General features: G+C 33.3%; 14 protein-coding genes. 8 read left to right on the top strand and 6 right to left on the bottom strand.

Annotated features, from left to right (window positions below):
* Nucleotides 1–33 precede the first annotated feature (33 nt).
* From H8R22_RS15090 to H8R22_RS15055, 8 genes are all read left to right on the top strand, one after another.
* Nucleotides 34–999, top strand: coding sequence for a Gfo/Idh/MocA family protein (locus H8R22_RS15090; protein ID WP_187011233.1), 966 nt, complete (start codon nucleotides 34–36; stop codon nucleotides 997–999).
* 58 nt (nucleotides 1,000–1,057) lie between these two features.
* Nucleotides 1,058–1,945, top strand: a complete 888-nt coding sequence (locus H8R22_RS15085; RefSeq protein WP_187011232.1) for a 3-hydroxyacyl-CoA dehydrogenase family protein — start codon at nucleotides 1,058–1,060, stop codon at nucleotides 1,943–1,945.
* A 75-nt stretch (nucleotides 1,946–2,020) separates the two neighbouring features.
* A complete protein-coding gene (locus tag H8R22_RS15080; protein WP_187011231.1) occupies nucleotides 2,021–3,235 on the top strand; it encodes a DUF1015 domain-containing protein in 1,215 nt (404 codons plus the stop codon).
* A gap of 27 nt (nucleotides 3,236–3,262) precedes the next feature.
* Entirely contained in the window at nucleotides 3,263–3,925 is a 663-nt protein-coding gene (locus H8R22_RS15075) for a YggS family pyridoxal phosphate-dependent enzyme (protein WP_187011230.1), read from the top strand.
* 81 nt (nucleotides 3,926–4,006) lie between these two features.
* Nucleotides 4,007–5,368 (top strand): exonuclease domain-containing protein, encoded by a 1,362-nt coding sequence (locus tag H8R22_RS15070; protein WP_187011229.1) that lies wholly within the window; start codon nucleotides 4,007–4,009, stop codon nucleotides 5,366–5,368.
* A 22-nt stretch (nucleotides 5,369–5,390) separates the two neighbouring features.
* Nucleotides 5,391–6,236 (top strand): ion transporter, encoded by an 846-nt coding sequence (locus tag H8R22_RS15065; RefSeq protein WP_187011228.1) that lies wholly within the window; start codon nucleotides 5,391–5,393, stop codon nucleotides 6,234–6,236.
* Nucleotides 6,237–6,383: 147 nt separating this feature from the next.
* The gene (gene miaA / locus H8R22_RS15060) at nucleotides 6,384–7,304 is read left to right on the top strand and encodes a tRNA (adenosine(37)-N6)-dimethylallyltransferase MiaA (RefSeq protein ID WP_187011227.1); all 921 of its coding nucleotides are present in this window, start codon (nucleotides 6,384–6,386) and stop codon (nucleotides 7,302–7,304) included.
* Between the two features lie 50 nt (nucleotides 7,305–7,354).
* Nucleotides 7,355–8,092 carry an acyl-[acyl-carrier-protein] thioesterase gene (locus H8R22_RS15055; RefSeq protein WP_187011226.1) on the top strand — a complete coding sequence of 246 codons (738 nt, stop codon included), beginning with the start codon at nucleotides 7,355–7,357 and terminating at the stop codon, nucleotides 8,090–8,092.
* A gap of 100 nt (nucleotides 8,093–8,192) precedes the next feature.
* Here the strand turns inward: H8R22_RS15055 and H8R22_RS15050 are convergent, their stop codons facing one another.
* The 6 genes from H8R22_RS15050 to recN all read right to left on the bottom strand — a co-directional run bounded on the left by H8R22_RS15050 (nucleotide 8,193) and on the right by recN (nucleotide 15,219).
* Complete coding sequence (locus H8R22_RS15050) at nucleotides 8,193–8,903, bottom strand: response regulator transcription factor (RefSeq protein WP_187011225.1); 711 nt, start codon at nucleotides 8,901–8,903, stop codon at nucleotides 8,193–8,195.
* Between the two features lie 3 nt (nucleotides 8,904–8,906).
* Nucleotides 8,907–10,490: a sensor histidine kinase gene (locus H8R22_RS15045; protein WP_187011224.1), complete on the bottom strand. Its 1,584-nt coding sequence runs from the start codon at nucleotides 10,488–10,490 to the stop codon at nucleotides 8,907–8,909.
* Between the two features lie 62 nt (nucleotides 10,491–10,552).
* Nucleotides 10,553–11,146 (bottom strand): dephospho-CoA kinase, encoded by a 594-nt coding sequence (coaE, locus tag H8R22_RS15040; protein ID WP_187011223.1) that lies wholly within the window; start codon nucleotides 11,144–11,146, stop codon nucleotides 10,553–10,555.
* Between the two features lies 1 nt (nucleotide 11,147).
* Nucleotides 11,148–12,146, bottom strand: a complete 999-nt coding sequence (locus tag H8R22_RS15035) for a glycosyltransferase (RefSeq protein WP_187011222.1) — start codon at nucleotides 12,144–12,146, stop codon at nucleotides 11,148–11,150.
* A gap of 138 nt (nucleotides 12,147–12,284) precedes the next feature.
* Nucleotides 12,285–13,475 carry an enoyl-ACP reductase FabV gene (fabV, locus tag H8R22_RS15030; RefSeq protein ID WP_187011221.1) on the bottom strand — a complete coding sequence of 397 codons (1,191 nt, stop codon included), beginning with the start codon at nucleotides 13,473–13,475 and terminating at the stop codon, nucleotides 12,285–12,287.
* 91 nt (nucleotides 13,476–13,566) lie between these two features.
* Nucleotides 13,567–15,219 carry a DNA repair protein RecN gene (recN, locus tag H8R22_RS15025; protein ID WP_187011220.1) on the bottom strand — a complete coding sequence of 551 codons (1,653 nt, stop codon included), beginning with the start codon at nucleotides 15,217–15,219 and terminating at the stop codon, nucleotides 13,567–13,569.
* Nucleotides 15,220–15,274 lie beyond the last annotated feature (55 nt).

Genomic DNA, 15,274 nt, shown 5'->3' with positions numbered 1-15,274 from the left:
TTTAATTGCTATTTTTGTGGAAAGAACATTATTATGCTAAAAATTGGAGTATTAGGTGCTGGTCACTTAGGAAAAATACATTTGCGTTTATTACAACAATCTGAGAAATATGAATTAGTTGGATTTTACGATCCTAATCAAGAGAATGCTGATAAAATAGCAAAAGAATTTGGATACAAACACTTTAGTACGATTGCTACTTTGATTCACGCTGTAGACGTTATTGATATTGTAACACCAACGCTTTCTCATTACAAATGTGCTAAAGTTGCTATCAAGTCAGGCAAGCACGTTTTTATCGAAAAACCGATTTCTAATACGCTTGAGGAAGCCGAAGAAATTATTGCTCTATCAAATGAATACAAGGTAAAAGGCCAGGTAGGACATGTGGAGCGTTTTAATCCCGCTTTCATTGCTTCGAAAGACATGATTGAAAATCCAATGTTTATCGAAACCCATCGACTGGCTGAGTTTAATCCTCGCGGTACCGATGTACCTGTAGTATTAGATTTAATGATACACGATATTGATGTGATTTTAAGCGTGGTAAAATCAAAAGTTAAAAATGTTAGTGCAAGCGGTGTATCCGTTATAAGCGATACACCTGATATAGCAAATGCTCGAATCGAATTCGAAAATGGCTGTGTAGCTAATCTTACTGCCAGCAGAATCTCGATGAAAAATATGCGCAAAACTCGCTTTTTTCAAAAGGATGCGTACATCTCTGTTGATTTCTTAGAGAAAAGATGTGAGGTTGTAAAAATGAAAGATGCTCCAGAAGTTCCTGGTGATTTTGATATGATTTTACAAAATGCAGAAGGTGTTAAAAAACAAATCTATTTCTCGAATCCAGATGTGGAGCAAAATAATGCAATCCTAGATGAATTAGAAACATTTGCTGATGCTATAATAAATGACTCTACCCCTATAGTTACGTTAGAACAAGCAACAGAGGCCTTAAAAGTCGCTTATCAAATTATTGATTGCTTCAAAAAATAATAATCAAATTCGAATTTAAAAGTTAAACGAGAAGACTTTAAAATTAAATATACTTTACATGAAAACAATAGCTGTAATAGGTGCAGGAACAATGGGTAACGGAATTGCTCATACATTTGCACAAAGCGGATTTACCGTTAAATTAATAGATGTTTCAGAAAAATCATTAGATAAAGGAATGGCTACGATTGCCGCAAATCTAGACAGAATGATAACCAAAGGAACCATTACTGCCGAGGACAAAGCAAAAACAATTACAAATATAATAACCTATACTGATATTAAAGATGGTGTTGTAGGAGCTGATTTAGTAGTTGAAGCTGCAACTGAGAACGTGGAGCTTAAGCTAAACATATTCAAGCAGTTGAATGAGGCTTGTTCTCACGAAACTATTTTAGCAACAAATACTTCTTCTATTTCCATTACACAAATTGGAGCTGTAGTATCCTATCCGGAACGTGTTATTGGTATGCACTTTATGAATCCAGTGCCAATTATGAAATTAGTTGAAATCATTCGCGGGTACAATACTAGCGATGAAGTTACTAAAACAATCATGACCCTATCTGAAAAATTAGGAAAAACTCCGGTGGAAGTAAATGACTATCCTGGTTTTGTGGCTAACAGAATTTTGATGCCAATGATTAATGAAGCGATCGAAACCTTATACAACAAAGTAGCTGGTGTTTATGAAATTGATACTGTGATGAAATTAGGAATGGGACACCCAATGGGACCGCTACAATTAGCTGATTTTATTGGTTTAGATGTGTGTTTGGCTATTTTGAATGTAATGTATGATGGTTTCAAAAACCCAAAATATGCCCCTTGTCCTCTACTAGTAAATATGGTTCGTGCTGGTAAACTAGGCGTGAAATCTGGAGAAGGATTTTATGATTATAGCGAAAGTAAAAAAGCGGAAAAAATTTCGAAACAATTTAACTAGTTTAAATACTTTAAAAGCAGCAAGAACAAAAACCATGTTTCTTGCTGCTTTTCTGTTTTTTAAACCAAACCCAATATGGCAAAAATAATTCCTTTTAGAGCAGTTCGTCCTACGCGAGATAAAGTTTGTTTAGTAACCTGCCGTTCTTATGAGGAATATGTAACAGCAGAGTTAGCTGCCCAATTGGATTTTAATCCATTGTCGTTTTTGCATGTCATAAAACCTGCCTACAACAATCAAGAAACGGTAACCTTTGAGAAAAGATACCGCCAAGTACATCAAAAATATCAAGATTTCAAAACTGAGAACATCTTGGTGAAGGATGATCAACCAGCAATTTACATTCATAAAATTGTTACAAAAACACAATCTTACACCGGTATAATAGTTGGAACATCTATTCAAGATTACCGCAACAATACAATTAAAAAGCATGAAGAAACGCTTGCTTTTAGGGTTCGGTTGTTGAAAGAATACATGCATCATTCTGAATTCAATACAGAACCGGTTTTGATGACCTATCCTGATAATAAAGAAATAGAAAGTTGGATTTATAACCAAACTCAGCAATTGGCTGATTTTGAATTTTCGACCACTAAAAAAGAAATTAACTATTTATGGAAAATTGATGATGCTGAACAAATCAAATGGATGCAAAATACTTTTTTGAAAATTGATTCCTTTTACATCGCAGATGGTCACCATCGTTCGGAGGCGGCCCGATTATTATCTGAAGAAAATCCTCAAGATGAGAATAAAGCACATTTATTGAGCTATTTGATCGCCGAAAATACAATTAAGATATATGAATTTAATCGGTTAATTAAGGATTTAAATGGATGGAGTAAAACCGAATTTATTCACAAATTAAGTGAAAAATTCATTGTCGAAAATAAAGATCAACAGCCTTACCAACCTGTTACCAATCATGAATTTGGAATGTATCTTGACAATGAGTTCTATCGCTTACGTCTGCGTGAAAGTGTAGAAAATTCTAACAATGCTTTACAAAACCTAGATACGCAAATCTTATATAGTTCCATTTTACTTCCTATTTTAAATATTGAAGACTTACGAAATGACGAAAGAATCGAGTACCTATCTGGTAAACAGTCCATTTTAGAATTAAAAAAGCAAATTGATGAAGGAGAATTTAAAGTTGGATTTATCCTCTACCCTTCAAACATCAACGAAATAAAAGCATTAGCTGATGCTAATCTGATAATGCCTCCAAAAAGTACGTATATTGAACCTAAGTTTAGAAGCGGAATAGTTATATATGAACTTTAAGCTAAAAACATTTAAAAACAGCATCAAATGACAATAGCAAATAACATCAAAGCAATAAAAGCAACACTTCCTGAAAACGTGACACTTGTTGCCGTATCAAAAACGAAACCTGTTTCGGATCTATTGGAAGCTTATGAAACTGGTCAACGCATTTTTGGCGAGAATAAAATCCAAGAAATGGCTGATAAGTGGGAAGAAATGCCCAAAGATATCCAATGGCATATGATAGGACATGTACAAACGAATAAAGTGAAATACATGGCTCCATTTGTACAACTGATCCATGGCGTTGACAGTCTTAAACTTTTAAAAGAAATCAACAAGCAAGCCGCAAAAAACAACCGCGTGATTGATTGCTTACTACAAATACATATTGCCGAAGAGGAAACGAAGTTTGGTTTAGACCAAGAGGAATTAACTGTCATACTTACTTCTGCTGATCTGCAAGAAATGCACAATATTAAAATTGTGGGAGTAATGGGAATGGCGACTTTCACTGATAATCAAAACCAAATAAAAAAGGAATTTCAGCAACTAAAGAGTATTTTTGATCAAGCAAAGACGCAACAAACTAATAACTGCCATTTGGAAATTCTCTCCATGGGAATGTCAGGAGACTATCCCATAGCAATTGATTGCGGTAGTACTATGATTCGTGTTGGAAGCAGTATATTTGGTGGTAGAAATTAAATAGCGCGGCAAAGCATCAACAGTTAAGCTTTAATTTGAAAATTTAATTCTACCATTACACCCCATTTTAAATAAAACAATTTGTACGCAATATTAGATATAGAAACCACAGGCGGTCAGTTCAACGAAGAAGGAATAACAGAAATCGCCATTTATAAATTTGATGGACACGAGATTGTCGATCAATTTATAAGTCTGGTCAACCCCGAAATTCCAATTCAACCTTTTGTCGTTAAACTAACAGGTATTAATAATGCTATGCTAGTATCTGCTCCTAAATTTTTTGAAGTAGCAAAACGTATCATAGAAATTACCAGTGACTGTATTATTGTAGCACACAATGCCTCCTTTGATTACCGAATTCTGCGAACAGAATTTAGACGATTGGGTTACAATTTTGAAGCTAAAACAATATGCACAGTTGAACTTGCTAAAAAATTAATTCCAGAGCAACCCTCTTACAGCCTTGGAAAACTTGTTCGCGCCTTAGGAATCCCCATGGCAGATAGGCATCGCGCTAGTGGAGATGCTGTTGCGACCGTAAAATTGTTTAAAATGCTTCTTGAAAAAGATGTCGAAAAAACGATCATTTCTGATTATATAAAAACTGAAATTGAAAAGGGAATTTCTCCAAAATTGACTGAGATTATTTCTGGTTTACCGTCTCGAACTGGCGTCTACTATATTCATGACGAAAAAGGAAATCTAATCTACATTGGCAAAAGCCGTAACATAAAAAAAAGACTCAACCAGCATTTTACTGGAACAAATGCTAAATCTAAAAAAATACAAGCACAAGTCTTTCGTGTAACCTACGAGGAAACTGGCAGTGAATTAATAGCATTACTTAAAGAAAGTGAAGAAATAAAGGTCAATAAACCCATATTAAACAGAGCACAACGAAAAAGTATTTTTCAGTGGGCATTGTACTCAGAATTAGATAAAAAGGGATATCTGAATCTTAAATTACAAAAGGCAGATGGACGAAAAAAGGAAATAACTTCGTTTTCGACCTTGCAAGAAGGTAAAAATGCTTTATTTAGAATCACTGCTGAATACAATTTATGTCAAAAGTATACTGGTTTATATCAAACCAACAAAGAATGCTTTCAATACAACATTAAAGAGTGCGATGGTGCTTGCGTAGGAACTGTTTCACCACTAGAATACAACCAAAGAGTAAATGAATTTATCACTAAAAATAGTTTCGAAAATCAAAATATGATTATTGTTGATAAAGGACGTACCATCAATGAACGAAGTGCCGTTTTAATCGAAAACGGAATCTACAAAGGGTATACTTTTTATGATTTAAACTATCAAGTACATAAAATTGATATTTTGAAAACCATCATTATTCACATGCAAAACAACCGTGACGCAAGAAATATCATTCAAAATCAACTTCGAAGAAATAAAATGCATAAGATTATCAAGTTTTAGTACAAATCTAAATTAACTTCTTATGAGTAATATAAAAATGAATTATATCAACTTTAGACGAAAAACACATATCATTATATATGGTACAAATACTAAAGCAGGACGTTTATTTGATTTAATTTTATTAGGCCTAATTCTAATAAGTGTTTTACTTGTTATGATGGAGACTGTGAAAGGTTTTGACAGCAAATACCACGAATCCCTTGTACTCATAGAGTGGATTATCACAGCTTTATTCACGATCGAATACCTGCTTAGAATTTTTAGTATCCAAAAACCTTGGAGCTATATTTTTAGTTTCTATGGCGTGATCGACCTTCTTGCCATTTTGCCAATGTATTTATCATTTTTTTTTATTGGGACAAGCATTTTCTCAGTAGTTCGCGCGCTCCGTTTATTGCGATTATTTAAAATTTTAAACAATCCACAATTCACAAGTCAATCATTACAGCTACGAAAAGCAATTAAGGCCAGTCAAGGTAAAATAGTGGTTTTCATCTATTTTGTATTAATCAGTACCATAATTATAGGTTCTATTATGTACTTAGTCGAGGGAGAGCAAAGTGGTTTTACAAGTATTCCAGCCAGCATCTACTGGACTATCGTCACACTAACTACAGTGGGCTATGGTGATATTTCACCTATCACACCATTAGGACAATTCATAGCGTCTTTTGTAATGATATTAGGTTACGGTATCATCGCAGTTCCCACCGGTATTGTAACTGCTGAAATTGCTAAAAGTGTACATCATAATGATAAAAGTACAGACACCTTAATATGTAAGGGCTGCGGCGCAACTACTAATCCTGAAAAAGCAAATTTTTGCTCCAATTGTGGAGCCTCTTTAAAAATGAATAAAAATTAGAAGCCAATCCAGCTATCCACTTCAACTCCTCCTATTGCAGTTGTATTTCTAGCGCATAAAAGGAGCTCCAATGGACGCTCTTTTACACTTAGAAATACTAACTTGCAATCGTCCGGGGTTTACGCTTTTATCTGGGCTAAAATAAATATGAAATACCTAATTACAATTATCGGACCTACAGCTATCGGAAAAACCACTCTGAGTATTCTCCTAGCAAATCATTACCAATGCGAAATTGTGTCATGTGATAGCCGTCAATTTTTTAGAGAAATGACAATAGGAACTGCGGTTCCCTCTAAAGCTGAGCTTAGCGCTGCCAACCACCATTTTATTCAAAATAAGTCAATTAATGATCCCTACACGGTTGGTGATTTCGAAAAGGAAGCTATCGCTACAATTGACAAATTGTTTCAAACAAACGATTACGTAATTCTGGTAGGAGGTTCTGGACTGTATGTAAATGCAGTATTACAGGGTTTTGATGAATTCCCTGAAATACCAACTTCAGTTCGCGAGCAGGTAACAAAGCAGTACGAAAAACTGGGAATAACCTACTTGCAAGATCAGCTGCGAGCACTCGACCCAGAATATTTTGAAAAAATATCGCTCGAAAATGCACAAACACTTATGAATCCGCAACGAATGATGCGATTTGTAGAAGTTTGTATCGGTTCTGGTAAACCGTACTCTACCTTTTTAAATCAAAAAAAAAACGATCGAAACTTCACTCCTATTCTCATAGGATTGGAAGCAGACAGAAAACTGATGTATGAACGAATTAATCATCGTGTTGACATTATGATGAGTGGAGGTTTATTGCAAGAAGCAAAACAACTATACACCCAAAGAGATCTAAATGCTTTACAAACCGTAGGATATAGAGAACTATTTAGTTATTTTGATAGAGATATAAGCTTAGAATTTGCCATTGAAGAAATAAAGAAAAATACACGCCGATTTGCAAAACGACAACTAACATGGTTCAAACGCGATGAAAAAACAAAATGGTTTGACTTTGAAACCCCTATCCCTAAAATTATTGATTATATCAATAAAACAAGTAAATAAGAACTAATTATTTACTAATCAATCATAGTACTATTTTAAAAAATAACATAATGCCTATAAGTCCAAACTTCAGTTCTGTTTTTAGTAAAGAATGGGAAATCAATTTTACGCAATGCCTACCCAATGGCTACTTAAAATATACTGATCTATGTAATATTTTACAACTTACTGCAGTAGCACACTCTGATGTAGGTGGCATCAGTTTTTCTGATATGCAGGAGTATGATCAAGCTTGGGTATTAAGCAGAATGCGTGTCGAGGTTCAAGCTCTTCCTAAATGGCGTGATGTTATAACCGTAAAAACTTGGATCAATACCTTAGAGAATTCCAGGTCCGTCCGTGCTTTAGAGATGTATATCAATGACGTTAAAATAGTGGGTTGCGAAACGTTCTGGGCAGTCTTTAATACGCAAAAAAGGCGTCCAGAAGCTTTAGCGCTACCTTATGACCATTTTGAACTTTATCCTGAATTAAGAGCTACAACCGAAGGTTTTTCAAAAATAAAATTCAGTTCAGAAAAAGAAATGCTTTTTAATCGTAAAGTAAATCTATCTGATCTCGATATTGTAAATCATGTCAATAATGTCAAATATCTAGAGTGGTGCCTTGATTTAGTAGACACAGACCTACTTTTAAAGCAAAAAATAAAAAGCTTTGAAATGAATTTTTTAAAGGAACTTTCAATTCAAGACCAAGTAATCATTCACGAGAATGAATCAGAAGAAGCAACCGTTTTTAGCATTACAAAAGAGGACAATACTTGTTTTGCATTGCAGTTAAATTGGTAACAAAAAAAAAGTATGAATTTACAAAAAAGCAACCTCTATATAATTCACAAAAAAAAAACAGCTTTAGAAATTTCTAAAGCTGTTTTTGTATTATTTGTTCTTACGACTTGTTTTTTACAACTAATCTAAAACCTTCACCATGAATATTCAGAATTTCTACATCTTCATCTAATTTAAGGTACTTTCTTAATTTAGCGATGTAAACGTCCATACTTCTTGACGTAAAGTAATTATCATCTCTCCAAATTTTTGTTAACGCAAGTTCTCTTGGCATTAAATCATTTTCGTGAAGGATCAACATTTTAAGTAATTCATTCTCTTTTGGAGACAATTTAATAGGCTCTTCACCATTAAAACTCAAGAATCTTAACTTTGAGTTTAAATGGAACTTCCCAATATTAAATTCAAATTGAACCTGCTCTGCTTTTACGTCAGAAGATTTTCTTTGAATAATCGCCTTTATTTTCATTAATAAAACCTCAGAATCAAATGGCTTGTTCAAGTAATCATCAGCTCCCGCCTTGTATCCTTTTAAAACATCCTCTTTCATAGATTTAGCAGTTAAGAAAATAATAGGCACTTCGCTATTTTTCTCTCTGATTTCCTTAGCTAAAGTATATCCATCTTTATAAGGCATCATCACATCAAGAATACACAAGTCATAGGTGTCCTTCTTGAATTTTTCAAAACCTTCCATTCCGTTCTTAGCTAAAACTACTTCAAAATCATTTAGCATTAGGTAATCTTTTAGAACTGCTCCAAAATTAAGATCATCTTCTACTAGTAAAATTTTTTTATTTATATTTTCCATATACTAATTTATTAGTGGTATTTTTATTATAAAGGTACTTCCTTTTCCTTTTTCACTTTCTACATAAACTTGACCGTTATGGTCTTCGACTATTCTTTTTACATACGCTAAACCTAACCCGTGCCCTTTAACGTTGTGTATATCTCCTGTATGCTCTCTATAGAATTTCTCAAAAACTCTTTTCTGAGCAATCTTACTCATTCCTAACCCATTATCTTTAACCTTAATAAGAATCATATCTTTAATATTCTCCGTATAGATGTTAATCTCAGGTGTGTCTGGTGAATATTTAATAGCGTTTTCTAGAATATTTACCAAAACATTGGTAAAATGCACCTCATTAACCAATACCGTCTTACGCAAGGCATCAAAATGAGTGGTAATTTTTCCTTCCCTGTCTTCAAGAATTAAGTTTACATGCTCAATAGCTTCCTCAATAATATCTTCTATATTGCTTGATTCTTTTTCAATATCAAGCTCTTTCTTTTCTAATTTAGAAATTCGTAAAACGTTTTCGACTTGCGCATGCATTCGCTTGTTTTCGTCGCGAATCATCTGTAAATATTTAAACACCTTTTCCTTGTCTTCAATAATCTTAGGGTTCTTAATCGCATCCAACGCAAGATTTATCGTCGCTATAGGTGTTTTGAACTCATGTGTCATATTATTGATAAAATCTGTTTTTATCTCTGATATCTGCCTTTGACGAATTAATTGATTTAAAGCACTAGAATAAGTAATAATAATAATCAAAGTAAAAACTATAGATAATATTGTAATACTCACTAGCTCAGACAATAAGAACTTTTTCTTATGCGGAAAAGTAACTAATAGCTTATATTTCTCATTCCCCTCATTGTCGGTAAAAACAGGAATGGAATAAGTAGCTTCTTTATCATACTTAAATTCATTTGATTTTACTTTGGTGGCAATACCATTGTTGTATATCGCAAATTCAAATTTAGTTTTAACTCCATACTCCTCTAACTCTTTTTTGATAAGCTTTTGTAAAGTCTGATTCGAAACACGCTCTTGTAAAGGCATTGCAGAAGCTATATCTTTAAAGAAAATTTCAAACTGTGCATTATCTAAAATATCTAAATTACCAGATTTCTCAATTTTAACGTCTGGTATAACGTTCTGTTGGATTGCTGACTTATCAATCCCATTATTGTTATAAACCTCTGTTACACGTTTAGCACTGAAGTTTTTAAATCGTTCGCTACTAAATTTTCTGTCAAAAAGCGCTGGTGATATACTATACTCCTCTGATATAATTCCTGACGAATAAACAATTGTTTTATTAGTTCTAGGATTTTTTTGAACGTAGTAAAATTCCATTAAATCTTCCTTCTTAGGAACTTTACCTGTACTATCCTTTATGTGATTGTATCTATCATAAAAACTATAAGCTTCCTGCTTTTGAAGCTTTTCAGATACGTTTCCTATCACGGCCTTAACATGAAACTTAAATTGCTCATCATTATTTTTAAACGACGAGTTGAACCAATATACTTGCACAAGTATAATTCCTATGAGCGATAAGCTCATTAATAAAATAAGTAATCTAAAAAAAAGTTTATTCATCGATTCAAAATTAACATTTTAACAGTATGAATGATAATATATTAACCAAACATTAACATCTACTATTCATTTTGTTTAATCTTCAAAATTTTAAGAATATCCATTACTTTCAATTTACTATCGTCGAGATTAATGTTTTCTATTATAAAATCACTTTTTTTAATTCGCTCATCATCATTCCATTGCGCATTGACTCTACTCATAACTTGTTCTCGAGTTGAATCATCTCTTGCTAAAACTCTTGCTATCCTTGACTCTAGAGGGGCGATCACTGAAATAACATAATCGAATTCTTTGTAGTGACCGCTTTCAAAAAGAATCGCCGACTCGTAAAGCAGCAAGTCTTCACTTTCATGAACATGTACCCATTCTTTAAAATGCTTTTTTACCGCAGGGTGAACAATCGAGTTAAGTTTCACCAACATCGAAGGATCATTAAAAACAATTTCTGCTATTTTCGCTCTATCTAACATTTCATTTTTAAAAACTGTTTTGCCAAATAGCTCAAAAATTTCCTTTTTAATTTCTTTACTATCCATTAACGACTTTGCCTCTAAATCTGCAATGTAAATTGGAACTCCCTCTGATGCAAAGAATTTTGCAATCGTGGTTTTGCCGCTTCCTATTCCGCCTGTTAAACCTATTATCTTTGCCATCTTATACTTTAAAAAATAATTCCGGAAATGCCTCCTGCGGCTTTTGTTTAAAAATAATAATTTTAAAAAAGGATTCTATAAAACCAGTCCCGTACCCATAAAATTGTTTCCACACGGCAATCACTGATAAGTAACCTATTTTTAGACTTTTATTTTGAAAAGAAGACACTAAAAACACTAGTAAAAAATAGATAAAATAAAGTTTCAATAAATAATCTAAAGTCAAAACTAACAGCAGTATTGCCAAGCCAAATCCCAATATAAAGACAGATGGAAAAAAGAATGTTAGTTTAGTATGTTCTGGATACCAACTATTAAGTATAGGCCTTGCTTTTCCAAATTTATTGACTTGCATTGAGAATCTTTCCCAATCAATCCTTCTCTTATGATATACATACGCATTTGGTATAAGTTTAGTTTCAAATCCTAAATTCCAAAGACGTATGGATAAATCAGGATCTTCACCAGGATGAATATTTCCAAACCCTTTAGAGGCTTCAAATGCTTTACGAGAGATTCCCATATTAAAGCTTCGTGGTTGAAACTTATCAATTTTCTCTGATCCTCCTCTAATGCCCCCCGTTGTCAAAAATGAGGTCATCGCAAAATTTATAGCTTTTTGAATGTCGCTAAAACTATCTAAAGCTTTATCTGGACCTCCAAAACAATCAACATAATTAAGTTTTAAGGATTGATCTACTTCTACTAAATAATTTGCTGGTATGATGCAGTCAGAGTCGAAAATAATAAAATAATCACCCTTGGCATTTTTCATTCCAAAATTTCTAGAATCACCAGGCCCTGAATTCGGTTTGTAAAAGTAGGAAATAGCAAGTTTTGAGGTATATTGTGCTACAACAGTATCTCCTCTTAATGTAGAACCATCTTCGACGATAACGACTTCAAAATCTTCTTTATAATTTGATTTTGATAAACTTTCTAGTAGTTCTGCTAATTCATCTGGGCGGTTATAAACAGGGATAATTAAAGAAAAAAACATAGTTTTCTACGGGATTTCAATTAAAAAATTAAAACGATATAAAGACAAAGATATACTATAAATAAATAATGCACCCTGATTTTAAAATGCTTTTATACATTTAAAAATCAGGATGCATCTATATAAAATTTTAGAGTATTAAGCTATACTTTCTACATTTACCATCTCATTTGCCTCGGCCTTATAGTCTACACCTTCAAAACCAAAACCAAATAGATTATGAAAATCACTTCTATACCCTTCTAGGTCTGAAATTTCAGGAATATTTTCGGTAGTAGCTTCTAACCATAGTTTAGCTACTTTTTCTTGCACTTCAGGTCTCATTTCCCAATCGTCAATACGAATTCTACCTTTATCATCTACAGCTACCTCTTTACCAGTATATAATCTTTCAGAATAAAGACGCTGAATTTGTTCAATACATCCTTCATGAATACCTTCTTCTTTCATGATCTTATACAAAAGTGAAATATACAAAGGAATTACAGGAATAGCTGAACTTGCTTGCGTAACTAGAGCTTTATTTACTGATACATAAGCTTTACCACCAATGGATGCTAAACTATCCGTTATAGTAAAAGCAGTAGCCTCAAGATGATCTTTTGCTCTACCAATAGTACCTTTTCTATAAACCGCCTCTGTTAATGATGGCCCAATATAAGAATAGGCAACTGTAGTCGCTCCTGGAGCTAATAAATTCTCCGCTTTTAAGGCATCGATCCACATTTCCCAATCTTCACCGCCCATTACTTTTACCGTATTTTCAATATCATCACCATTACTTGGTTCAATAGAAACTTCCGATACTTTTCCTGAATGAAAATCGACTGTTTTATTTGTAAAGGTATCGCCAATAGGTTTTAAAACTGAACGATGTAACACACCTGTTTTAGGATCTAAGCGTACTGGAGAGGCTAAACTGTAAATTATTAAATCTACTTGACCTAAGTCTGCTTTAATCAAATCTAAGGTTTGTCTCTTCACTTCGTCAGAGAAAGCATCACAGTTTACACTTTTTGCATAGAGTCCCGCTTGTTTAGCTTCTTTTTCAAAAGCGGCAGAATTGTACCAACCTGGTGAAGCAGTTCTTCCTTCTGTTGGTGGCTTTTCAAAAAATACACCAATAGTTGCAGCATCAGATCCAAATGCACTTGAAATTCTAGAAGCTAAACCAAAACCAGTTGAAGCACCAATTACTAAAACTTTTTTACCTCCAGCAATTGCTCCTTTTGACTTTACGTATTCAATTTGATTTTTTACATTTTGTGCGCATCCATCTGGGTGTGATGTCAAACAAATAAATCCTCTCATTCTTGGTTCTATGATCATTTCTATCGTATTTATTCAATTATTTTTTTTCCTACTTTACTATAGGATTAACTCTTATTTCTATTTATGATAACAAATATAATCCAAAATTCTAGTTGAGCAAAGCTTTGGCATGATTAAGGGCTGAATCAGATATAACTGTTCCAGAAAGCATCTGAGCAATCTCTACCACCCGCTCATCAGCTGTTAAAACCTTTAGTTCTGATTGCGTATCATCGCCTACTGTATATTTAAACACCTTAAAATGTACATTCCCTTTGGCCGCAATTTGTGGTAAATGAGTTATCGCAAAAATTTGCATATTAGAGCTCATTTCCTTCATAATTTCGCCCATTTTAATAGCAATTTCGCCAGAAACTCCTGTATCAATTTCATCAAAAATTAATGTAGGCAACTTTGAATATCGGGCTAGTATCGCTTTTACAGCTAGCATAATTCGGGACATCTCTCCACCAGAAGCAACTTTTTTTAGCAAACCAAAATCAGTTCCCTTATTAGCAGAAAACAAAAATTGGAGTTCATCTTTACCATTAGCAACATAAAAGTCGCGTAGCGTAACCTTAATATCAAAACGAACATTAGGCATTCCTAAAGTATCTAATATTGCAATCATCTGATTGGTAAGTAAGGGCACTGCAACTTCCCTATTATCATGTATTTCTTGAGCAAGCACATCTAGAGCTATCTCCTTATCTCGAATACTACTATTTAAAGTTAAAATTTCCTCCTCCATGTTTCCTAATTCTAAAACAGAATTTTGTAGTCGAGACTGCACTTCTACTAACTCCTCTACAGTCGCAACTTGATGTTTTTTTTGTAGCGTATAGATTAATTGTAACTTTTGATTGTAAAGTGCTAATTTTTCTGGGTCATTTATTAATTTCTCCGAAGACCGATTTAACTCCTGACAAATATCATCTAGCTCAATCGACAAGCTCACAAAGCGTTCCAAAAGCGTCTGATATTCTAAAGAAAAAGGGGCTATTTTTTGAATAGAATTTTTAATTTCTTTTAGGTTTTGCACCACTCCTACTTGCTCGTCATTAGCAATAGCTAAGGACTTATCAATAGATTCCTTTATAACTTCGACATTATTTAATTGCTCAAATTCGCTTTCTAGTTCTTCTTGCTCTCCCGCTTTTAACTTTGCATCAACTAATTCACTCAGTAAGAAAGTATTGTACTCTTGTTCCTTAACTGCATCGGCTTGCTTTTTTAAGAGACTATTTAGTTTCGTTTTATCAACCTTATACTTTTTTAAAAGGTTTTGAAAGTCTAAAACAGAACCCTGATTGTTTACAATAGCATCTAATATTTCAAATTGAACATTTTCATCTGAAAGTTCTCTTGTTTGCTGTTGCGAATGAATATCTAATAAAAACAACCCTAACTCTTGAAGTTCTTGCAGGTTAACTGGGCTATCATTGATGAAAGCTCTCGATTTTCCAGAGGGTAAAATTTCTCTACGAATAATCGTATCCTCTTCATAATCTAAATCATTCTCCTCAAAAAAAGGAGCTAAATTGTATTTAGAAATTTCAAAATGTGCTTCAATGATACATTTTTCTTCTTTGTTCTTTAATGAACTCAAGTCTGCCCTTTTTCCTAACACCAAACCCAGTGCACCCAAAATTATAGATTTTCCAGCACCGGTTTCTCCTGTAATGATAGAAAATCCTTTTGAAAAATCAATTGATAATTTCTCAATTAAGGCATAGTTTTTTATTGATAGCGCAGTTATCATTTATTTTGATTTTATATAATAAAATTTGATTTTTAAAGAACCATTCAAGTAGAAA

It is taken from the genome of Flavobacterium kayseriense, assembly GCF_014305095.1.
GTDB lineage: Bacteria > Bacteroidota > Bacteroidia > Flavobacteriales > Flavobacteriaceae > Flavobacterium > Flavobacterium kayseriense.
This window is presented reverse-complemented; position numbering and strand designations above follow the sequence as displayed.